Raw genomic sequence first — 23,803 nt, 5'->3', positions numbered from 1 at the left:
TTCTTTTTATTAATTACTATTATAATTCTCCTCTTCGTTCTACTAATAGTCTTTTTATCTCGCGTGCTCTGGATTCACTTAAACTATACTTCCACATAACCCAAATAGCAATTCCAGCTGTGATAGAAGGAATTAATATATCTGCAATTCTTAAACTATGCATAGTCTCTGCAGTTTGTGTTTCAGCATCAGAAATAAATCCTACCAATTTAAGGACCAACCCTCCTAAAAACAATGCTATAGACTGCCCAATCTTCACCATCCACCAATAAATGGCACCAAAGGTCCCTTCTTTACGTGGCATTCCGTTTTCTAATTCATCCAGGTCGCAAACATCGGCAGTCATACTCATCATTAATGTAAACAGACCTCCTAAACCAAAGGCAATAAATGGTATTGGCATAAAGATTAACCAAGGCGACCCTTGACTTGTATCTATACTAAACCAAGACATTCCTAAGCTTTCCAATAGTGGATTTAAAAACTCAAATACAACATTTACACCTTCATTTAATGATTGTCCGAAACCGGTGTTGTTAAAACTCTTATTTAATTCATTATCAAATCCCCACCATTTAAGGATATAGCCTATTATAGATATGACTGTAGAAATAATAAACGCTTTACGTTTTCCCCATTTATTAGCCATCTTAGAAATGATAGGAATAACTAAAAAAGCAGTTGTTACTGCTGTAATAGTAGAAAACCATGCCGGCCATGTGCCTGCATTAGCATAGCTCCCATTATACATATAGAACACAATGATATAAACACTAAAAGCGGCTACCATTTGAAAGCCATTAAACACCAAAAATGTTGCTCCACATAACTTTGTGAACGGTCTATTTTTAGACACTTGAACAATGCCATACCATAAATCCTTTAGATTGGATGCCAAAGTCTTAAAAGTTATTTCTTTTCTGTTTTCCATATTGGCAGAATCAATTCCTCTACAGAAAATAGCGGGTAGTATGCCTAAAACAATACAAATTGAACCTACAATAATTGATAAATGCCTAACGCCTACAGCTTGAGATTCATATACTTGTGGATCGGCAATTATCACCCAAAACCAAGGCACAATCATCCAGGCTATTTGCCCCATAGTATTTGAAAATGCCATTAAGCGGGTTCGCTCATTATAATCCGATGTCATTTCATAGCCTAAACCTACTAATGGTGTGGCATACATGGTATTTCCAGCCAAAAACAGTATGGATAAAATGAGGAAATACCAGAAATTATACATTTGTGAATTCTCTGGATTCATCTGCCATGATAAGGCAAATAATATCCCACTCAAAATAGCGCCAATAAAAATATACGGTCTTCTACGCCCCCATTTTGACTTAGTATTATCTGAAATAAAGCCCATTATTGGATCTGAAAGTGCATCAAAAAGTCTTGGCAATGCTCCCAGTAGCCCTGCATAAAGTGGATCCATTCCAAAAGCAGTCAATAAGAAAAACATAAAAAATCCTAGGGCACCTGGTAATAAATTAAGGACAAAATGACCTGCTCCAAAAGCTGCTTTCTGGCCTAATGGTACTCTATCTCTTGCGGCGGTTTTTATGTTTGGCATATCTTATTAGTTTAGCTCGTTAACAAATTAGTTTTTAGGAACAATTATAGTTTGGATAGCTTTGGCATCAATAGCAAAATCCATAGTTTTAGTGTTTAATGAAAGGGTAATAGATTTAGGCGTTTCTGTTTCGTTAAATACTACAGCTATAATACTCCCATCGGGATTTTGAGCTGCGGTTACCATAAGCTTATCATCTGAGTTTTCAACACCAATTATCTTAGCTTCGGGTCTTATATATTTACTAAAATGCGCCATGGTATAGTACAACGGAGTAAAGTAAACCTCATCGGCTTCCGGATCAACTATTACAGGTGCCACGCACCAGTTTTCAAACCAGTTAGGGCCACCTTGTTTATCCAATACCATATTCCAATCTACCCAGCCATCAACCCAGTTATTTAAGCAACCTATGATGTCTCTGGCATACCTGAATACCGGCGAGTATTTTGGGTGCAAATGCTTGTCTTCTTCCGGTGCCCAGTCCCATCCCCAATCTGTTGCTTCTTTTCTCCAATACCAGTCATCATCCTGCCACCTTGGTATCTCAGCATCTATACAACCTTCTGTTTCTATTAAATATTTATCCGGTGCTTTATTATGGGCATACTGTAGTGCTTCAGGAAAATAATCATAGGTGCTTTCATACCAGTGAATAGCTGTTCCATCAAAATATTTTGAAGACGCTTCATCCCTGTACATTTCATCAACCCATTCTTCTAAACCCCCTCTATTCTGGTCATACCCTAAAATGATCTTGTCTCCTTTTCCATCGGCCTCCAGTTTTGGCCCCAAATGAAATTCTACAAAATCGGTCATTTCTTTTGGGGTAAAATGCATGCTCTCCCAATTATTTCCATTACCATGCGGTTCATTTTCAACTGTAAACCCCCAAATATCAATACCTTCAGCTTTATAAGCATCTACATATTTTGAAAAGAACAGAGCCCAGGTATCATAGTATTTTGGAAGCAGTTTCCCGCCAACCCAATCATTATTATCTTTCATCCAGGGCGCTGCTGTCCAGGGAGAAGCAAATATTTTGAACCCATCTTCGGATATGGTCATGGCATCCTTAATCATCGGAATAAGATTATCCATATCTTCTTCAATACTAAAATGTTCTAAATCCTTATCATCTTCAATAGGTGTATAAGAATAATTGGTTAAAGAAAAATCACAAGAGTTCATATGGGTTCTTGTTAATGAATATCTTGCTCCGTCTTTTGCGAAATAAGCCTTTAAAATACGATCTCTATTTTTTTGACTAAGCTTGTTTAGCAAGTAAGCCGAAGATTCTGTAAAGGCTCCCCCAAACCCTATAATGGTCTGAAAGGTTTGTTCCGGAACCAATGTTATAGACACCTTTTCATCTGTCTTTTGAAACTCTGTTAGCTTACTAAGTTTGTTTCCTTTTGCTGATGTTTCAAATACTTCAAAACTCATTTTATTATCTGTCTTTTTATTACATCCTGCCAGTAAAAGCATGATCATAATAATTACTATGTAATTGTTTTTATTCATCTTAATTGTGTATTTGCCTGTACTTAGATTTGATAATTTCAAATGTTTCTTTCTTATTTCTGTCTATATCCACTATCCCCCAGTATTCTTCATTTGGTGTACCATCATAAGGCACACCTGTACTATTGGGTGCCCATCCTCCAACATCCTGTGTCTCCGGGTTACCAGCTTTCCACCACCCATCTGTAAAAGAAAACATAGCAACTCCTGAACACACATCCAGATTTTCAAAAACCTCTTTGAGAATATTGGCATTAGCCTGGGCCTGGGCACTTTCGTTTATACCCTGAACAAAACCATTTTTACTTATAGTCATATAACTATCGCCTCCTGCCTCAGATAAGTACATGGGCTTATTGCTTATTTTCTTCCACTCATCAAAAATATTTCCGGGGCTATCCCAGCGGTATACATTCATACCCCAAACATCAATCTCCGGACAGGATTTAAGTGCTATTTCGTCTGGTAATTCCCCATGTGCAGTGGTAGTAGGATGTTTACGGTCTACTTGATGTATTTGATAAGCAGCTTGGTTCATAGCTTTGTACCAATTAGCTAAATCGCCTTCAAACCATTGCGGGTGATAATTATACTCGTTGCCCAGTTCCCACATGAGTATGGCCGGATGGTTTTTATAGGTGTTAACGTAATCAATAAATGACCCTGACTTGATATCAAATACCCCATTTTGATTATACCCAAAACCAATAATGACCTTAATACCGGCTTTATCTATCTCATCTAAAACGGCTATGTCATCAATGGGGGCATACACTCTTATGGTGTTTATTCCAGCCTCTTTCATTAATTCCAAATCTTGTGTTAAACTGTCAAAACCTCTTTCTGTCGCTCCTTTAGCTACAGGATGATAGCATATACCTTTGATTATATAAGCGCTATCATTTACTAATAGGTTACGCTCTGAAACCTTAACGATATTTGCTTTATTAAAAGGATTACAGGAAAGTAATAGTCCTGTAAAAATTAAAATGACCGTTTTATTTAAAATCATAAATTGAGTTTCATTAGTGATGTGCTATTACATATTCAGCCGGGGGAACCAGCACGTCATTCATTAAAGTACCTTTGTCTCCATTATAGCTTTTTGTAATTGCCTGACCGTCTCTTGTTAACCCCTTAAAAACACCTTGATCTACTAAATTCCAAATAGCAAATTTTGCTTCTCCTTTTAAGTTTATTAAGCCAAAATGATTCTCAGAACCTTTACTGTTTTTAGCATCTTTCCATTGTTCATCAAAGGCTTCAAAATAGAAACAAGAGATATTTTCTTTCTGGGTCCAGTCTCTTATAAGTTGATAATAGCGTCCTGATTTATATTCATCTGCAGCCTTTGACCCTTTAGAACCATAATGTCCATTTGAAATAGTAGCCCAACCGGTTTCTCCAATGTGTACAGGTTTGTTTAAACCGAGACTTTTCATATAATTAGTCACACTATCATATTGCTTTTGGGCAAATGTTAAGGCACGTTGCATAGCAGATTCTATTTTTTCTAAATCTGAAGCATCAGCCTCTTGCTCTGTCACTAACCAAAAGGCAGGATTATAGTGAGAGTTATGCATAGGGTAGGTGTGCATAGAAATATAATCTACTGCCTTGATTAGTTTATTTAAACCTTCTGTATGATAGCCGGGATCTCCACCTCCCCAGGACGAAAAATCATCTGAACTGGTAATCCATAAATCTTTTGACAGTTCGCTTGCTTTCTTCAACCCCTGTAAATGATTTACCCATTTTAAAATCACATTAGGACGTACAAAATAACTTGTTGCCCAATTCACCATGGCTTCATTGCCAACGGCTATAACCTTAACTATATCCGGATATTGTTTCGCTAAGGCTACTGCTCTTTCAATTTCTCCGGCATTTTGTTCGCTTTCCACTTCATGATCAGGAGCTATATCTGTCCAGGCATTTTTACAATCAATCCAGGCTCCTAGCATCACATACATTTCAAAATTTGAGTCTTCGGCTTTCAATTCACTAATAGCCCTAAGTAAATTTGGTGCCTGTTGTAATTGTACATTATAGGTCCGCAATATTTTAACTCCCATAGCCGATAAGATCTTCATATCTTCTTTCAACTGACTTATAGTAGGTTGGACATCACGGGTTTTTTGACGATAACCTCCGTAAGACATGGCTAAATAATTAGGGTTTCCTAAAATATCGGCTGCCGTTAATTGCTTTTCTGTTTTTAGTTTATCATTACATCCTAGCATTATGACTAATATTGAAAGTGTTATATATTTTTTAAGCTTTAACATGTTAAGCTTCTATTTTTTATTTGAAACTATAATCTGATTAACTTCTCCTCTTCTTTCAAATATTGATTTTGAGGTTACCAAATCCAATGTCTGTTCCTTTGAGATAATACGCCTGCCATTATTAAAAATGATTTGCAAGCTTTCTTCATCTGTAAGCTTATAAATGATTGGAACCTGGCAATATGTAAAACATAATGAATTAGTTTCCAGCTCTATGGTCTGTTGTTCTTTATTAATATTGGTAAACTGAAAAACAGACGGGTTGTTTAAAAACTCTTTTCTTTGCAACAAACGTGGATTAAATTCAATTTGTCCGGCTTTTACAAAAACACCAAGCTCTCCAATTCTGCTTAATACATCCTCCTTAACTTGCCCGGTCATTCCCGGTTGTTGTGCTCCTTTTGTTTCCGGTGTATGAGAATATGGATCTGTAGGGAAGGCGCCATACAATTCCGGTGATTTATGAACCCCAATACCGGCATTGATCTCATAATAATGATCCAATATTTTTCCTATCACCGCTTCATTTTCTTTGTTTTTAACGGCCAATAAAGCGTTTTCCTGAACTGCCAATAATAGCTTTGAAACCATGTGCCAGTAAATTGAACCTAAGCCTTCATAACCAAAAAATGTTCCTGATCTGCCAGTAAACGATTTATGATCAAAAATATCTTCAAAAACCTGAAGCAATTGCTTTTGCTCTTGTTCTACCAGAGGTTGATATGCTTTATCTAAATCTGCTAATGCCTGTTCTAAACTTTTTGCATTGTTAAAATTTCCATTGAAATGAAAGTTTCCAAGTATATCCTGCTCTATAATTTGTCTATTACCACTGGATATCAATTGTTTGAACAATGTAGACTGTTCCACTTTATCTGAAGGAATATTGTTCTTTTTATCAAACCTGGGGAGTTCCTTGTTAGGGTAAAGTATATAACTGTACTGGTCTTCTCTAAACAAAGCACTATTTTTTAATCCATCCAGTAATTCCAAGGCCTGGATAGGGGAGAGGTAACCCGAACTTAAAGCGGCTACCTGGCCTTCCAGCATTTCTGAGAGATAAGCAATAGATATTTCCTCATCATTCTCAACAGTCATCAAATTATAAGCATGGTACATATTATCATCACGCTTATTAGCATTAATACTGTGCTCTAAAAATAACTTTGTAATCTTGATAAAATCTGAAACGTCCTCAAGGCTTAAAGCTACTTTTTTGTTTAAAAATCCGTTATTATAAATAGTCTCCCGGTAATCACTTCCTGCCTTACCTAAACCATCCAATATTGTTTTTCTGTCCTTATCGGATATACTTTTTGACAGAACACCGGTATGTGCCTGAAACGTTTCTATTATACCATTAAAACATACAACCAATTCCTGCGATATTTGAACTTCTTGAGTTTCTGCTTTCTCAACTATTTTTTCAAAGAAATTCAGGAACCTATACAAATAATACAGGGTTACCATAGAAACACCATTACCTACCAGGGCATTATTGGCATCATTCCATTCCGGTCGCTGCGTATTTAGCCAAATACCACCTTCAGGAATAAAATTTGAAACTTTTGCTAATACTGTAGCCAGTAATTTTTCAATTAAATTGACTCTATAGATATTTGAGTGCTGATCTTCCAATAAAGCACCATCGGCTCCTAATAAGGTTCTTTTTTGATGTATTTCATGATCTAATTTGTGATCAAAATCAATAGTATCTTTAGGGTTCTTTAATGTATCCGCATAACTTTTTATCTTATAGGGTATGTTAGCATATACAAATACATCCTGATCAAATCGTTTTTCTAAAGCTCCCGGATAATGATTTTCAATAAATTCCAGGAATTTTAAAAGGTAGATAATTTGATGATCTCCCCAATATCCTATATAAGACCAGGGGTCATTTTCCTCAATAATTTCCCAGTCAAAACCATCTTTAGTAACACGGTATGGATTATATCCTTCAAAAGTTGTTGCATTTAAAAACTTATGGATCATCCCCTCTATATACTCAGGATAGGCGTGAGCCAAGGCTTCCCAGTTTTGGAAAATATCACGCCAATTGCCTTCATAATCCAAAATTTTAGATCCGTCAACTTCACTTCTGGTATTAATAGAAAATTTATTCCAAGGCCTACTGGGGTCTCCATGCCTTCTGCTAAATTTTAGTGGTAAGTATTCAAAGCACAAACGCTGAAAATCTTTATTAATATCCTTTTCGGCAAGGCTTTTTAAATAATTCAGATCAAATGATTCCGGTAGATGCTGTAGTTGTTTTTCCTTTTGGTTAAAAAACACTTTATTAGCTTTACTTATATACTTTACAAAATCATCTTTTTCAATAGTATAGCCATCATCAAAAATACCACCTCGCATAATGTTAAAGAGTGTATTTGAAAAATGCCTTGTATTTGTGAGCGTATCTGCAGTAAGCTGTAATCCATCTGAAGCTCCTGTTAAATCAATTAAATTTTTTGTTCCCTGGTCAATATCTTTTTGAACCAGTTTAAACAAATCCGCTTCGTTTCTAATGATTTTTGAAACCTGAACAATATCTGATATGGATTGATTTACGTTTGCCACAAATATCCAGTCCTGCTCTGTTTGTGGATTCAATTCTATATTAGCTGAAATAAAATAGGCACCTTTTTCTGCTTTTATATCAACCTCTTCCGTAACCTTTTGTCCGCTTCTAAAATGGTCAAGCTGTAATGACGACATTAAATATGTTATATTATTAAGCCCTGCGGACCAAACAATATTTGCTTTTAATGCTTCGCTAGGTTCTGCTTTATCAACTATTACAGCACTTAAAGCATATACCCCTAAACCTGTGTCTGACTGCAATTCACTCTTTTTGTAAGCATCCACCAGATTACTTCTGCTGTTTTGCAGATCTGAGGTTACACTGCTTGGTAAAATATTTTGTAAACCATCTAAAACCGTAATGTCCAGTTTTGTATCTGTATTGTTTATTAAAGTTGACTTTTTTATAAATCCAAATTGATTGCCAGAATTCCAGTGATATCTGAATGTCAGGCCTAAATCAAGATTAACTTCTTCAAACACGACCTTATTTCCGTAAATACTTTTATAAAGGTTTGTTTCTGTTTTATAAATCCCTTTTTGCCGTATTGAAAACGGTTCCCAAATATGCGTTTTACCATCAATTTTTACCTGAAAAATAGTTTTGCTACCAGTGGTATCAGCTAGCTCTGTAATTTTATCATCAGTATAGTATGGGAACAATGCGTATTCGGCATTTTTTCGTCCTGCTGTTAAACCGCCATTACTTGATATAAACATCCAGTGATTAGAATCACTGACTATGCTCATAAAAAATGGCCGCATGGTATCACTATTAGAAATCTTATAATAGGTTTCCTTATCAAAGGTTACCAATTCACCCTTAATACTTTTACCACAGTTTGAAAGCTTGTCTTCTTGTACCTGAATAGTGTTAGAATTCATTTAATATATTGTTATTAAGCCCTAAAAGATATGCTTTGCCGGAACTGTATTAGATTTTATACGGCACACATCTATAATGGTCTACTATTGTACTAACCTGTAAAAACAGTGTTAGTAATAAGTCTTATTTCCAAGTTGTTTTAAAGGGGCTGTCTAATAAGTATCATTCTGAATGTAATGAACCTTGTTTATGTTGTGGCTGGGAATCTGTTGAAGCTATAATGTTTTATTTTCAACCCCAAGAGATTCCTCGTTTTGCTTTGAATGACAAAACAAAGCACTTATTAGACAGCCGCTTTTTATATAATTATTATTGATAAACTCTTACGTAATCAATTTCCATAGTATCCTGAGTAAACCCAGGGTCTACCGTACCACCAAGTGTACCTCCCATGGCAATATTCAGGATCATAAAGAAATCTGCATTGTAAGGTATATTCTCATTGTTCTCATAAGAGAAAAAAAACTCACCATCAACTGACATTTTAATTGATTCTTCTGTCCATTCTACGGCATACACATGAAATTCTGTACTGGTATTAGCAACCGGGGTTTCTTCAACTATCGCATCACCTCCGGAATTTCCTGGGAAATGTAACGCCCCGGACGTTTTGGTTTTATCCTGACCGGTTTGTTCCATGATATCAATCTCTCCACAATTTGGCCATCCTACCTGGCTAAAATTAGCACCTAGCATCCATATAGCGGGCCATGTGCCTTGTGCAGCTGGTAATTTAGCTCGTATTTCATATTTTCCGTATGTAAACGCCTGAAGGCCTTCTGATTTTAATCTGGCAGAGGTATACCCGCCGTTACCATCAGCAAGAGCGTGAATTTTTAGAAGTCCACCTTCAACTATTACATTCTCAGCATTGTTTGTATAGGTTTGTAATTCTCCATTACCCCAGCCTCCAGCACCTAGGTCATAACCCCAGTTTGAGGCATTAGGAGCTCCATCGGTATCAAACTCATCAGACCAAACCAAGGTTTCAAAATCTCCCGAATCGTTTGGGTTTTGTGTTTGAAAACTACAATACCACGCAAAACCAGGTTCGGTAACTCTTACTCTTAATGTGCTATTGGTAATGGTAATAATTTCAAAAGTACTACTACCTATATACCAGCTCATAAATCCATCATCAGAAAATTGAATGGTAGTCCCTCTATATTCTGGATCTTTACCATCTTCTGTAGCTATAGATGATGATGGTATCAAGGCTACATTACTTACCATACCTAGAGATGGTACTACATCTTGTCCGTGACATGTATCACCGTCAACACCGAGGTTACCAGAATAGGTTCCCGGAATATACGCCTGACCAGCAGTTTGCTGAAATATTAAATTACCTTCAGCATCTTGTGTAAATACAAGTTCGGCATCATACATACAAAGTTTATCCGGATGGAATGGATCTGAAGAGAACCAGGCTGCAAAGGTATGTGATCCATCTGCTTGCTTTTCATCAGGTCCCAAACCTATATTTCCTGGTTTATCTGCTGCCCAATACCAGGTTTTACTGTTTCCAAGACCTCCACTTAAAAAGTCTTTAGCTTCAGGGTCTTCAAAGTCACTACGCACAGTAACATTTAATGATGTACTGGACTGTACACCTCCCGTTCCCACAGCATTTACTACAACGGTATACGTGTTAACACCTACACTTGTAAAACGGTGTGTTAACTTTCCTGTTTGATTGGTTTCGGTAAACCCATCTCCAAAATCAAACTTATAGGCCAATGCTCCACTGGAAGTCGCTTCAAGATTTACTAATCCACTTCCGTCACCATCTACATCAGTACAACCTTCACAAATCACTTCGGCAGATAGTGTAATATTTGTTGGAATCTTTATATCTCCAAAGGATGCATCGTCATCTTGACATCCTGTAAAAACTAATAGGATTGCAAGGAGTAACCCTATGCTATGCTTAAATTTCAAGTTTTTCATAATTTGATTTTTTTAAATTTTTACTAGCTTATATTGCCAAAAGACTCCTGACCCTGCATCAATATATACTGAAATGGTATTGCTATCTATAAACTGAACATTATACGTTACAGATGCCGGTGCATCACCGGGGTTTGCAAGTTCACTGCCATTAACCGCTTTTGGTAATCCTACATAAGCTCCTACACCATTAAGTGTAAATGTTCCCGACCCGCTATCATAAGTATATGTTGCTGGGTTTGATCCATCATGAGGTGCTACCGGTGTTCCACAAGCGTCTCCGCCACCTTGCCAGCCTTCAATCCATGTGTCTGATCCTAATTCATTCTTAAATGAGCCATCTGCACCAAAGGTGTATAAATCGTCATAGTAGCATCCTCTGCCGCTTACACAAGAAGCATCACAATTCCACCAGCTGGTATCTCCTACACTTGGACCAACTCCTAAAGCGCCTGCTTCCTGAGCCAGTTGCCATGTTCCTGTTAATGGTGTTCCAACTACACCGGTTCTAATCAATCTAAATTGCCAGAACACGCCGCCTCCTACATCTATATGTACACTTATAGTATCATTATCAAGAAACTCAAGGTTATAGGTCACTGACGCCGGTGCACCACCAGGGCTGGTTAATTCTCCAGAATTAGTAGCCTTAGGTAAACCAATAAATGCACCTACACCATTTAGTGTTACTGTCCCTGCATTTTTATCATAAACGTATGTTGCTGGGTTTGACCCGTCATGAGGTGCTACCGGAGCTCCACAAGCGTCTCCGCCACCTTGCCAGCCTTCAATCCAGCTATCTGCACCTAAATCATTACTAAATGAACCATCTGCTCCAAAGGTGTATAAATCGTCATAGTAACATGCTCTATCTGTTACACAGGTAGCATCACAATTCCACCAGCTGGTATCACCAACACTTGGCCCAACACCTAAAGCACCTGCTTCCGGAGCCATGACCCATGTACCAGGTAATCCTGTTTGACCACTTGATGGTACGGTTTGATCAATATCATCTATATAGAATGTCCAGTTGGCACTACCATCACCTACACTTCCAAAATCAAAGAAGAGTACAATTTTCTGAAAGTCTTGTGTATCATCTATATCAGTAAAATCAATCAACACCTCTTCCCAGGTACTATTACCTTGCAGGGTAACTTCTTTTTCAATGAAAATGCTATTATCATCTAAATTTTCAAGTTTCATTAAAAGTTTACCTCCAGCTCTTGGCGACCAAACCTTCATTTTCATAACTTTTTTAAGACTGAAATCAATAGGTGTAGATAAAGTAATTACATTACCTGCCCATACTTCAGGAGCATCCTTAACAATTTTTCCAACTGTTGCCGATGTATTTCCGTTAGTGTCAGGGTTATCAATCACTTCATTTGAAGCGCCTCCAAACCCTATGAATGCAGATGTATCAAATATTTCAAAGTCTATTGGTAATTCTACAGGTGCCGAAATAGTGATAACCTGAGTTAGTTCACTCGTTTCCGTTCCTCCGCTTAAAGCAACTACTTTAATGGAATAATCTCCCACTCCAGGATATTCAAAACTCACGGTACCATCTAATTCTAGTGGCGTTCCTTCTTCATCCGGATTTGTTGTATCAAAGAATACCAAAAACCCTGCTGCATAGTCTGCTGAGGCAGATACATTAAGAATAAACGGATTTGATCCGTCTATAGCTGTAGTTATTTCAATGTTTTCCGGTGCTCTAAACGACACATTTACGGTTTGTGTTCCTGTTGCTGTTTTACCATTAATACCTGTTGCTGTTATTGTAGCTTCATAGGTACCTTCTGCATAAATATGTTCAGCAAATTCTCCCGGTTTTAATAATTCCGACGGTTCAGAACCATCACCAAAATCTACAATGTAACTCGCCACACCTTCACCTGTTGGTGTAATTTGAGTAAGCCCTGTATTATCAGGAATAACATTAACACCTGCTGATATATTTGTAGGCGCAACAACATCATTCACAAAATCTACATTTTCATCTTCTTCACAGCTAAAAACCATTAGCAATGCGATAAAACAAAAACTGGTTATATATTTTATTGTTTTCATAGTTTTTCTTTTTAATAGTTAGGGTTTTGTTCCCAATTTCCGTTTGCAAACTGGATTTCTTCTATTGGAATAGGAAATAGGTTATGTTTTCCTTCCTGAAACCCTGGAATTCTAGAGCCTTCACCTGTTCTTACTAAATCAAAGAAACGATGCCCTTCTCCCATAAGCTCTAAACGTCTTTCTCTGGCAATATCGGCTGTTAGGTTACTTCCTGTATTGCCACTATCTACAGAATCATCATCAACTCCATAGGCACGTCTTCTTACTCTGTTAAGGTATTCCTGAGCCTTAGTATCGTCAATTCCCCCTCTGTTATAGGCTTCGGCAGCTAATAATAGTACATCTGCAAAACGAATGGCTCTGTAATTAGCCGGATTTGTCAAGTTTAAATCACCTGCGGCTTCAGAGCTTCTTTTTCTGGGAATATATTTTCTATTAAAGAACCCTGTATGTTCATACCCTGTACTAAAAGTTGCTCCTTCCTGTGCTGCCCAGGCATCTATATCTAAAATAGCGATGTCTTTACGTAAATCACTATCTTCAAATGCGTCATAGGATTCCTGAGTTGGTACATTAAAACTAAACCCTGAAGAAAATAATGGGCCTGTATAATTTCTAATACCGCTAAAACCAACAGCTACATTACCTTCACTACATTGTAAGCAGTCAAATCCTGCGCCTTCAACATCTGTATATTGTACTTCAAATATGGATTCAACACTATTTTCACCTTCAGCTTCCCATAGCATATCATAATCTTCAACCAGATCATAGGGTCCGTTATTGATTAAGTTATCTAAAACTGCTGTGGCTTCACCATACTTTTCCTGATATAAATAGGCTTTTCCTAAAAGTGCTTGTGCAGATCCTTTAGTTGCTCTACCTACCTGAGGTGCCATATAGGTTAAGTTGTTAATAGCATATTGTAAATCTGCTTCAATTAAAGCATATACAGCTGATACCGGCGAACGTGGAATACTGGTTTCATCTCCAATTTCAAAACGGGATTCTTTTAAAGGAATAGGCCCAAACCATTTTACTAATTCAAAGTAATAATATGCTCTTAAAAACCTGGTTTCCGCTATAATGGCTTCTCTTCCATCAAAATCTATTTTATCCTGGAATTCCATGATAAAATTGGTTCTACTTACACCGGCATACATCCAGTTCCACAAATCTCTTAGATTGTCATTCACAGGTGTGTGAATCATATCATCAATTTGTTGCCACCCTATAACATCTGTTGCACTTTCTCCTCCACAAAGGGTGTTATCTGATGCTATTTCACCAAGTATAGCATTTAAGTATGTTGCCTGTAATAAATCATATGCGCCCACTAAGGCATCATAATAATCTGATTCTGAGTTAAAATAATTTTCTGAATCAATGGTATATACCTGTACATCTTCTAAGTAAGCATCGCCACAAGAATGAGCTCCAAACGCAACCAGCGTTACTAATAAAGCTTTTGTTATTTTGTTTATATATGTTTTCATCTTGTTCATTTTTTTAGATTGATAGATTTAAACCAATGATAAATTGTCTTGCAACCGGATAAAATCCGTAATCAATACCACCTCCAATAGCAGCTCCGTTTGTTGCAGCCGGGTCATAACCATTGTATTTTGTGAAAGTAAACGGGTTATTGATTAAAGTGTATAATCTTAATTTATGGATCCCTAACTTTTCAATAACCTCATCAGATAATGAATATCCTAGCTGAATATTTTGAATTCTTAAGAACGATGAATCTTCAACATAAAAATCTGAAAACAATCTATTTGTTGTTCCTCCGTTTGTTACTCTTGGAACCGAATTACTGGTACCTTCTCCGGTCCATCTATTTAAATAAAGCTTTAATCTATTAACATTAGATTGGTCACGCTCATAATTTCTAACGGTTTCTTTTCCAAGCTCGGCATACATATAGGCTCCAAAATCCCAATTCTTATAATCAAAACTTAAATTGAGTCCCATAATATAATCTGGTTGAGGTTTCCCAAGATAGGTTCTATCATCATCGGTAATCTCTCCGTCATTATCAACATCTACAAAACGAATATCACCGGGAGCAGCATTTCCTGCCTGTGCTGAAGCATCTACCTCTGCCTGATTTTGAAAAAGCCCATCTGTTTTATAACCCAAAAAGTAACCTATAGGCTGACCAGGTTCCATAATAGCTATAAAAGGTTGCCCCACACTAAAGTTACCTCCTCTTGGTGGAATACCTCCTCTAACCTCTAAAACTTCTCCCTCAATCTTAGTGACATTATAGTTTATTCCAAAAGAGGCATCATCTGAGAATTGATGTTTATAACCTACTGCTAATTCAATACCGGTATTTCTTGTAGTACCTGCATTAACTGTTGGTAAACCGGCTCCCGGAGCAAATCCGCCAAGGATTCCCGAAACAGGGAAAGCTCCAATTAATAAATCTTCCCGATCTTCAATAAAATAATCGGCAACAAAAGTTAACTTATTGTCAAACATATTTAAATCCAGACCAACATCAAACTTTTTGGCTGTTTCCCATTGTGCATCCGGGTTTGGTATTCTACCACTTGCTCTTCCATTGGTTATTGCTCCATCTAAAACATAGGTGGCTTCACCGCTTAAAAGCGATCTGTATAAATCTGCACCCTCATTGTTACCTAAGGTACCGTAACTACCTCTTAACTTTAAGAAGTTAATAGTGTTTGAGTCCTCTAAGAAAGCTTCATCAGAAATTTTCCATCCGGCCGTAACCGAAGAAAAGTAGTCTATTCTATTTTCAGGAGAGAAATCAGAAGAACCATCCCGACGTATCATAGCAGAAAGCAAATACTTTCCTTTATAGTCATATTGTACTCTTCCAAAATAGGATGATAATCTGCTGTCTCTAACATAAGACCCTGTATTTTTTGTCTCATTAATCCCATCAGCTAAATCAATTTCAGCAAATTCCCAGGAGTTGTTTGGAACATCAAATCCCGTTCCGTTTAATCCATCACTCCAGTCTCTAATGGTACTGGTACCAAATGTAAACTCAGTATTATGATTCTCACCTAAGGTTCTTTTGTAATTTGCAAACGTTTCCCAGGTATATGAATTATAAGTATTTCTGTACTGGTTTACACTACTACGCGGGTTGTTAAAGACCTTACCAGAACCATATTCTACTATGGGTGCAAAGGTTTTTCCTTTATCATTAAAAGATCTTATACCAATACGTGACGTAAAGGACAAACCTTCAAGTGGTGTATACACCAACTGGAATGTGCCTTCAATGGCGTTCCCGGTATAATCATTGTAAGTATTGGCTAATTGTGAAAGTGGATTGATAACCTCATTTCCTAAAAACCCGGTCTCGTCTTCCTGATCCAAACTATAGGTTGGTGCATAATTAAGTGCATTAAATAAAGGCGTTCCTAAAGCATTCTCTCCGATACTTTGTCTGTTTGAATTAAAATAATTGGCAGAGGTTGTAAATTTTAATTTCTCACCGATGTCAAATCCTAATTTGATCTTAACATTAGCTCTTCTAAAATTTGATTTTTCAGGAGCTACAATACCTTCCTGATCTACATAAGATGCTCCAACATAATAGGTGCTTTTTTCACCACCACCTGAAGCACTTAAATTGTGATTCATAATTGGTGCCGTACCAAATACCTCATCTTGCCAATTGATCCCAACACCTAAACCGCTAACATCCGGAAAAGGTAAATCTTCACCATTTGCTGCATGACTTTCATTTAAAATAAGTGCATACTCTGTTGCATTTAAATAAGGTAGTTTACGTGATGTTTGCTGAACCCCTGTGAATCCATTATAACTGATTTTTAATGCTGCATTTTTCTTACCACTTTTTGTAGTTACCAAAACCACACCATTTGCACCCTCAATACCATAAATGGCTGCCTGCGCATCTTTAAGTATTGAAAAGGATTCAATATCACTTGGGTTTATCGTGTTTAAATCTCCTTTATATCCATCTATGATAACAAGAGGGCCATTATCTCTATTTGAACTAACCCCTCTAATTAAGATGTTGAATCCACCACCCGGAGAGCCTGAAGGCGCCGTAACTGCAACCCCAGCTGATGTACCTTGTAATGCCTGAGCAGCATCAACAGGTTTTAAGTCTTCAATGGTTTTGGAATCTACAATAGCTACTGCTCCTGTAACATCTTTTTTCTTTTGAGAACCATAACCAATTACTACTACTTCATCAAGCTGTGCCAGGTCTTCTTGTAATTGAATGGTTAATTCAGAATTATCTGAAATTATTATTTCCTTTGTTATATATCCTATATAACTTATAGAAATTGTTGAACCTATTTCAACCTCTTCTAGAGTAAAGTTACCATCAAAGTCTGTAGTTGTTCCTTTACTGGTACCGTTTACAATAACATTTGCTCCCGGTATTGGAAAACCGGTTTCATCCTGAACATTACCAGATACATCAATTTCTTGTGCACTGGAATATGCTATAAAGAATAGGGTTAAAATTTTAAATAGCGTGTGTCTCATAAAATTGTTAGTTTTTGTTTTTAGTAAAACTATAAAATGATGTTAAGGAATTAATAAATATCACCGCTACAAAAAACATACATCTCAAAAAAACATACGTTTTATTAATGAAACCTTAACAAACACCTTATTTTATTAATGTTTTAGGAGTTTACTCAACCTTATCTAAAATACCTGTTTTAATACAATGTTGTGGTCTTGTATAGGTGGAAATTAGTTTTGTAGTGTACTATATTTCTAAAATATAATCTGTTAAGTTAGATTCGTGCTTCAAATCCATCTTTTTCCTCAATCTGTAACGTTTAACTTCAACACTACGAGGTGAAATATTAAGCAGTGGGGCTATTTCTTTAGAAGATAAATTAAGCCTTAAATAGGCACATAACCTTAAATCATTTGATGTAAGTTCCGGGTGAAGTGATTTTATCTTTTTTAGAAAATCTTTATCTGCATTATTAAAAGCTTCTTCAAACACATTCCAATCATCAGTATTATTTAAGTTTCTATCTATTATTTTAATAACATGCTTTATGCTTTTACCTTCTTCAACATTAAGCAATTCCTTTTTGATTGTATTTAAAAATTCATTCTTTTTTATCAAACTCATAGTAGAAATACCAAGTTCACGATTTTTATTGTCTATATCCTGTCTTAGTTTTTCATTATTAAATCTCATGAATTGTTGTTTATTTTCTAACTCTTTTAACTCTAATTCACGTGCTGTTCTTTGTAATAATACTTCTTGTTGCTTTCTATAATAACGCTTATAGATATTATGCATAAATAATGAGAATAAAAGAATGACTATAGCATAAATAGCTATGGCTATATTGGTTAAATACCAGGGCTTATCAATATAAAAAGTATAGGACTCTGTATTTTCAGTAATCACATTTCCAACGCGTGCCCTAACCCTAAACGTATAATTTCCAAATGATAAATTTTTAAACAATACGGATCCTTGTGTTGACCATTTACTCCATTTTGGATACATCCCTTCTAACTGGTATTGATATTCCGTATCTATATATTTATCAAATTCGGCAACACTATAACTAAATGCAATATCATTTTCTTTGTTTTCAAAAAAACCATCAACTGTTGTGTTTACAATTTCTGGATTAGAATCTATAGCCTGTTTTGTTATGGAATTAATAGATATATTATAGGTTCTGCTGGGAAGTTTATTTAAATCAATTATAATATAGCCTGTTGATGTTCCTATCAAATATTTCTGATGGTTTAAATATGAAATATTCTCATATCCTGTTAATCCTTTTGGTAATAATTTGGAAAACGGAATTGTATTAATTTTTGGCATTCCGCTTAGCTTTCCAGGTGATAAGTAGTTTAAACTATTTTTAGAGAATGCCCACAGTTTTTGGGATTCTTTATTAAGTATTAGCTTACCGGAGGTATAATCTTCTTCTTTATACAATGCACTTAATACAGTATCCTTTATAAAATTATTCCTGGTTGAATTATATTTCAATATCCCATTTTTATAAGAAAAGAGTAAATCGTTCCTATATTTTATCAAACTGGAATTTATCTCTTTACCAATCTCCGGGATTTTCTCCACATTCAGGACTTCGGTAAAATCTGAATCAACCTGTATTTTAAAAACACCTTTGTATTCATGGTTTACAAATATGTGTTTCTCATGAATTTCAAAATACCTGCTTGACAGATCAAACCCCTGTATTTTGTTTCTTACCAACCATTTATTATTGACTTTCTGAAGTACATATAATCCATTGTAATTTCCCTGAAGTAAAAATTCTGTATCATTCTTTATGGGTTTAATATCCCATGTACCTTGTTGTATACCTTCTAATTTTTGAGCTGTATTATTTTTAATTATAGAAGTACCGGAATCATGTCCGCAAAACAACATATTATCAAGTTCAACTAATTTCCATACGGCTTCCTGAATTTCCTCAATGAGTTTGAATTTTTCATTACTATCTTTTTGCTTATAAAACAAACCTTGATTGGTTCCTAAATAAAGGTAATCATTGTGTACTGCTGAGGTATAAACAGTTCCTATTTTCCCTGCATCATCTGTAAAGATGCTGAATGGCGATTTTATATTTATACAATTAATGCCATTCTCTAAAGCTAGCCATATATTATTTTCATTATCCTCATAAACCGAGTGAACTGTATTATTGCTTAAACCGTGAATAACATCTATGTTATAATCAATATCTCCTGTTGCGGTTAAATGTAAAATACCATCAGATCGTGTTCCCAGTATATAACTTTTATCTTTTAATTGAATACTCCTAAATACACTAACTTCAGAGAGTACTTTATTAGCCGAAATATTCCATTTAGATAAGGTATTGTTATTTAAAATAAAAAAACCTTCATTTTCAGTTTCAATTAAGATACCACCATCTTTATTGAAAATATTAACTAACCTATTATCTCTTATTATGGGGTCATTAGATATTAGTTTAGCAGTACCATTTTCAATTTTATACAGTCCGTCTTTAGTTTTTTGAAAAAATATACTATCGTCTATTTTAAAGACTTTATAAATAATGGTGTCTGAATCTATTATAGAATAGCTGTTACCTGACTTGCTATATATATAAATCCTTTGAAGCGATTGAAATAAGATGTAATCATCAATGTCAATAATATTCCAGAATTCTTCATCTTCTAAAAACTCTATATTTAGTTTATTTGATAAGGATGTGTAATGCAGCTGACCAAATTCATTTTTTTCCCAATATCCAAATTCACTATTACAACCTGTATAAATCAGGTTATCAATTACACTTACTGATCTTATTATGGTTTCATTAGGAGATGGATATAACTGCCAATTAGCGCCATTATACTCAAGTAAACCTTTATTATTGGCTACATAAATATAATTATCTTTAGATTGGGATATGGACCAGTTTTGTGTTTCAGCACCATAATCTTTGGTGGTAAACACTTCTATTGGTGGCCTTGATTGTCCATAAAAATTACAGGAAAGACTAATAAAAATTAGAAAACTTATATAGTTTAATAGTTTCAAGGGTAGTATATATTAGTTGTAGTATTACTAATATAATAAAAATAAGTGTTTTAAGCGTTGTTGTATGGTTTTTGTATGGGTTAAAGCGTAAACAAAAAGCCATCAAAATTGATGGCTTTTCTATATTATTTGATCCTTATATTATATATCCATTCGTTTTATTCTACCTCCAAAAACTTTACTTTCATTTATAGTTTCAGGGTTACCGTAAATATAAACATCTCCTCCTGCTCTAACTTTAACATCGGCCAATTTAGATGCATGAATATAAGCCTCTCCTGCGGCATTGATTGTTACTTCGGTTACTTCGGTTTTAAGTGCTTCCCCTTTATAAATACCTCCTGTTAATAGTGACACTTTCTGATTTTTAGAAATTCCCGAGGTTTCAACAATTCCTCCTGTTACCGCTTTTATATTTGTATAAGTAACATCTACCGGAACATCAATTGATCCGCCTTCTTGTGCTCTTAAATCAACCTCAAATTGTTTAATAAGGTCATCAGATTTTACCTGAGCACCTTCATTAACATCAATAACATCAATCTTTGTATAATATAATACTACTTTTGTTTTAGCTCCGTTGAAAGATTTTTCAAAATTCATTTTTATTTTGAGTTTTCCACTTTTATTGTTTACTAAAACATTATTTCTATGGTCTCCGGTTATAACAACTTTATCTATATCAGATTTTACTAATTCAACCTGAATTAAGTCATATACTTTTAATTCAGAGAACTCTCCAATAGTCTTTTCAGTGGTATCTTGTGCAAATACAACAGCAGACATTAATATAGTTAGAATGGTGATTATACGTTTCATATCTGAATGTTTATGTGTTCTTATACAAAATTATCAATAATTGTTCCGTTTAGGGAAAATTTACAAATTACCTTCCGGTTTTCCAATTAAATTAAAATCGAGATGTTTTTTTACCAGATCTGTATTTTTAACTTTTACCAATACTTCATCTCCTAATTGGTACATTATTTTTGTATTTCTGCCTACTATAGCGTATTGATCCTGGTCAAAGGCATAATGATCGTCTTTCATATCTCTCACACTTACCATACCTTCACATTTATTAGCAATGATTTCAACATAAATCCCCCAGTCTGTAACACCAGAAATAACACCTAAAAACTCTTGATCTTTATGGTCTTCCATAAAACGAATTTGCATGTATTTTATGGAATCACGTTCAGCTTTTGTTGCTAAGTTTTCCATGCTACTTGAATGCTTACATTTTTCTTCATATACATCTGAACTTACAGGTTTACCGCCGTCTAAGTAATGTTGCAACAAACGATGCGCCATAACATCAGGATAACGCCTTATAGGTGACGTAAAGTGGCTGTAATAATCAAAAGCTAAACCATAATGCCCAATATTATGGGTTGTATATTCAGCCTTACTCATACTTCTAATAGCTAAAGTGTCTACCAGGTTTTGTTCTTTTTTACCAACAACCTCTTTCAATAAATTATTAAGAGATGCAGAAGTTGTTTTTTTATCTTTAAAATTAAGCTTGTAACCAAAGCGTCCCACAACATTTTGCAATGCAGCCAGTTTACTATCATCTGGTTCGTCATGCACACGGTATACAAATGTTTTTTTAGGAGATTGTTTTCCTATAAACTCTGATACTTTTCTGTTAGCCAGTAACATAAATTCTTCTATGAGTTTATTAGCATCTTTACTGGTTTTAAAAAATACGCCTTCCGGATTATTATTTTCATCTAAGTTAAATTTCACCTCAACTTTATCAAATGAAATAGCTCCTGAACTCATACGTTTTTTCCGCATAATTTTAGCCAATTCATCCATTTTTAAAATAGCATCGGCTAGTTTTTGATCTGTTTTATAAGACTTTCCTGTTAATGAAACTTCTTTAGGTATCTCATTAGTTTTAGATTCTATAATGGCTTGTGCTTCTTCATAAGCATAACGTGCATCACTATAAATTACTGTTCTACCAAACCATTGATTTTTTATTTCAGATTTATCATTGATTTGAAATACCGCCGAAAAGGTATACTTCTCTTCATGAGGACGTAGTGAGCAAGCGTTATTAGACAACACTTCTGGAAGCATTGGTACCACTCTATCTACTAAATAAACTGAAGTTGCACGTTCATAAGCTTCATCATCTAAAATAGTGCCTTCTTGTAAATAATGTGAGACATCGGCTATATGAATACCTATTTCATACAAACCGTTATCTAAAATTTCAAAAGATAAAGCATCATCAAAATCTTTAGCATCTTTTGGATCTATGGTAAAGGTTAAATCTTTACGCATATCTCTACGTTTTGCTATTTCTTCCTTGGTAATACTTGTATCTAATTGATTAGCATATTGTTCAACTTCATAATGAAATTCATAAGGTAAACCATATTCAGCTAAAATGGCATGAATCTCTGTATTATGATCTCCTGGTTTACCTAAAACCTGCACTACTTTACCATAAGGTGAATCTGCTTTTTCTGGCCAATCTTCAAGTTTAACTAAAACTTTATCACCATCCTCAGCTTTAAAGACCTTGTTTATAGGTACAAAAATATCTTTATACATTTTATTACTGTCAGGAACAACAAAAGCATAATTATTTTTCTCTTGAATTTGAATAACACCTACATATTCACTTTTAGCACGTTTAATAATGCTTGTAATTTCACCTTCTACTTTACCACGTTTTCTACGTTTATATACATAGAATTCCACTTCATCACCATTTAAAGCTTTATTGATATTGTTTGAAGCAATAAATACATCCTCATCAAAATCATCACATATAATATAACCAGATCCTTTTGCTGATAAATCTAAAATTCCTGTATAATATTCGGTATTTATAACAGCTTTAAACTTACCTCTGTCTACTTGTTGTATTTCTTCCTTGGCAGTAAGTTTAGCTAAAGTTTTTATAATTTGATTTCTGCTGCTTGCATCATTAACACCAAGTTTAGCCGCTATTTGTTTATAGTTAAAAGCTTGGTTTCTTTCTTTTTTTAAAATACTAAGAATAGTATTTGTAAGATTGGAAATTCCTTTTCTTGATTTCCTTTTTTTCTTTTTACTCATTTAATTTTTGTAATCTTTATATTTCCTAAGATACAGGAAATTGTTTTATAAAATAGCTATGTTTTAGGAGAAGAATTGCTATTTATTTAGCACAAATCTACGGTTTATAAATTAAATCAGTATTTATTTAATATTATCTTAAGTAAAATTGAAGTTATCCACAGTATATAGTATAATACTATTTTCTTTTAAAAATTTTAAAAAATAAATGATGGTTATTATAGTGTGTTAATATGTAGGATAACTTTTTTAAGTTTTATTTTGAAATGTATTTTATTGAA

The 23,803-nt window shown here is 34.9% G+C and carries 12 protein-coding genes; all 12 read right to left on the bottom strand.

The window, feature by feature from the left end; translation table 11 throughout:
• Positions 1 to 19: 19 nt before the first annotated feature.
• Positions 20 to 1,582: an MFS transporter gene (locus VOI54_RS04455; RefSeq protein WP_326281513.1), complete on the bottom strand. Its 1,563-nt coding sequence runs from the start codon at positions 1,580 to 1,582 to the stop codon at positions 20 to 22.
• 27 nt (positions 1,583 to 1,609) lie between these two features.
• Positions 1,610 to 3,070, bottom strand: a complete 1,461-nt coding sequence (locus VOI54_RS04450; RefSeq protein ID WP_326283137.1) for a glycoside hydrolase family 30 protein — start codon at positions 3,068 to 3,070, stop codon at positions 1,610 to 1,612.
• Between the two features lie 37 nt (positions 3,071 to 3,107).
• Positions 3,108 to 4,118, bottom strand: a complete 1,011-nt coding sequence (locus tag VOI54_RS04445) for a glycoside hydrolase family 2 TIM barrel-domain containing protein (protein WP_326281512.1) — start codon at positions 4,116 to 4,118, stop codon at positions 3,108 to 3,110.
• Positions 4,119 to 4,131: 13 nt separating this feature from the next.
• The gene (locus tag VOI54_RS04440; protein WP_442809355.1) at positions 4,132 to 5,394 is read right to left on the bottom strand and encodes a glycoside hydrolase family 17 protein; all 1,263 of its coding nucleotides are present in this window, start codon (positions 5,392 to 5,394) and stop codon (positions 4,132 to 4,134) included.
• Positions 5,395 to 5,403: 9 nt separating this feature from the next.
• Positions 5,404 to 8,862 carry a 1,3-beta-D-glucan phosphorylase, GH149 family gene (locus VOI54_RS04435; protein ID WP_326281511.1) on the bottom strand — a complete coding sequence of 1,153 codons (3,459 nt, stop codon included), beginning with the start codon at positions 8,860 to 8,862 and terminating at the stop codon, positions 5,404 to 5,406.
• Between the two features lie 310 nt (positions 8,863 to 9,172).
• On the bottom strand, positions 9,173 to 10,813 hold the full coding sequence (locus VOI54_RS04430) for a family 16 glycosylhydrolase (RefSeq protein ID WP_326281510.1): 1,641 nt from the start codon (positions 10,811 to 10,813) through the stop codon (positions 9,173 to 9,175).
• A gap of 12 nt (positions 10,814 to 10,825) precedes the next feature.
• Positions 10,826 to 12,892 (bottom strand): hypothetical protein, encoded by a 2,067-nt coding sequence (locus VOI54_RS04425; protein WP_326281509.1) that lies wholly within the window; start codon positions 12,890 to 12,892, stop codon positions 10,826 to 10,828.
• An 11-nt stretch (positions 12,893 to 12,903) separates the two neighbouring features.
• Positions 12,904 to 14,388 carry a RagB/SusD family nutrient uptake outer membrane protein gene (locus VOI54_RS04420; protein WP_326281508.1) on the bottom strand — a complete coding sequence of 495 codons (1,485 nt, stop codon included), beginning with the start codon at positions 14,386 to 14,388 and terminating at the stop codon, positions 12,904 to 12,906.
• Between the two features lie 13 nt (positions 14,389 to 14,401).
• Positions 14,402 to 17,404, bottom strand: coding sequence for a SusC/RagA family TonB-linked outer membrane protein (locus tag VOI54_RS04415; RefSeq protein WP_326281507.1), 3,003 nt, complete (start codon positions 17,402 to 17,404; stop codon positions 14,402 to 14,404).
• A 229-nt stretch (positions 17,405 to 17,633) separates the two neighbouring features.
• Positions 17,634 to 20,441, bottom strand: a complete 2,808-nt coding sequence (locus VOI54_RS04410; protein ID WP_326281506.1) for a helix-turn-helix and ligand-binding sensor domain-containing protein — start codon at positions 20,439 to 20,441, stop codon at positions 17,634 to 17,636.
• A gap of 141 nt (positions 20,442 to 20,582) precedes the next feature.
• A complete protein-coding gene (locus VOI54_RS04405) occupies positions 20,583 to 21,260 on the bottom strand; it encodes a head GIN domain-containing protein (protein ID WP_326281505.1) in 678 nt (225 codons plus the stop codon).
• Between the two features lie 60 nt (positions 21,261 to 21,320).
• The gene (gene rnr, locus VOI54_RS04400; RefSeq protein ID WP_326281504.1) at positions 21,321 to 23,522 is read right to left on the bottom strand and encodes a ribonuclease R; all 2,202 of its coding nucleotides are present in this window, start codon (positions 23,520 to 23,522) and stop codon (positions 21,321 to 21,323) included.
• Positions 23,523 to 23,803 lie beyond the last annotated feature (281 nt).

Origin of the sequence: Alterotamlana spongicola, assembly GCF_035818475.1 — a bacterium.
Taxonomy (GTDB): Bacteria; Bacteroidota; Bacteroidia; order Flavobacteriales; family Flavobacteriaceae; genus Cognatitamlana.
Note: the sequence above shows the minus strand (reverse complement) of the source record. Positions and strands in the feature narration are given on the sequence as shown.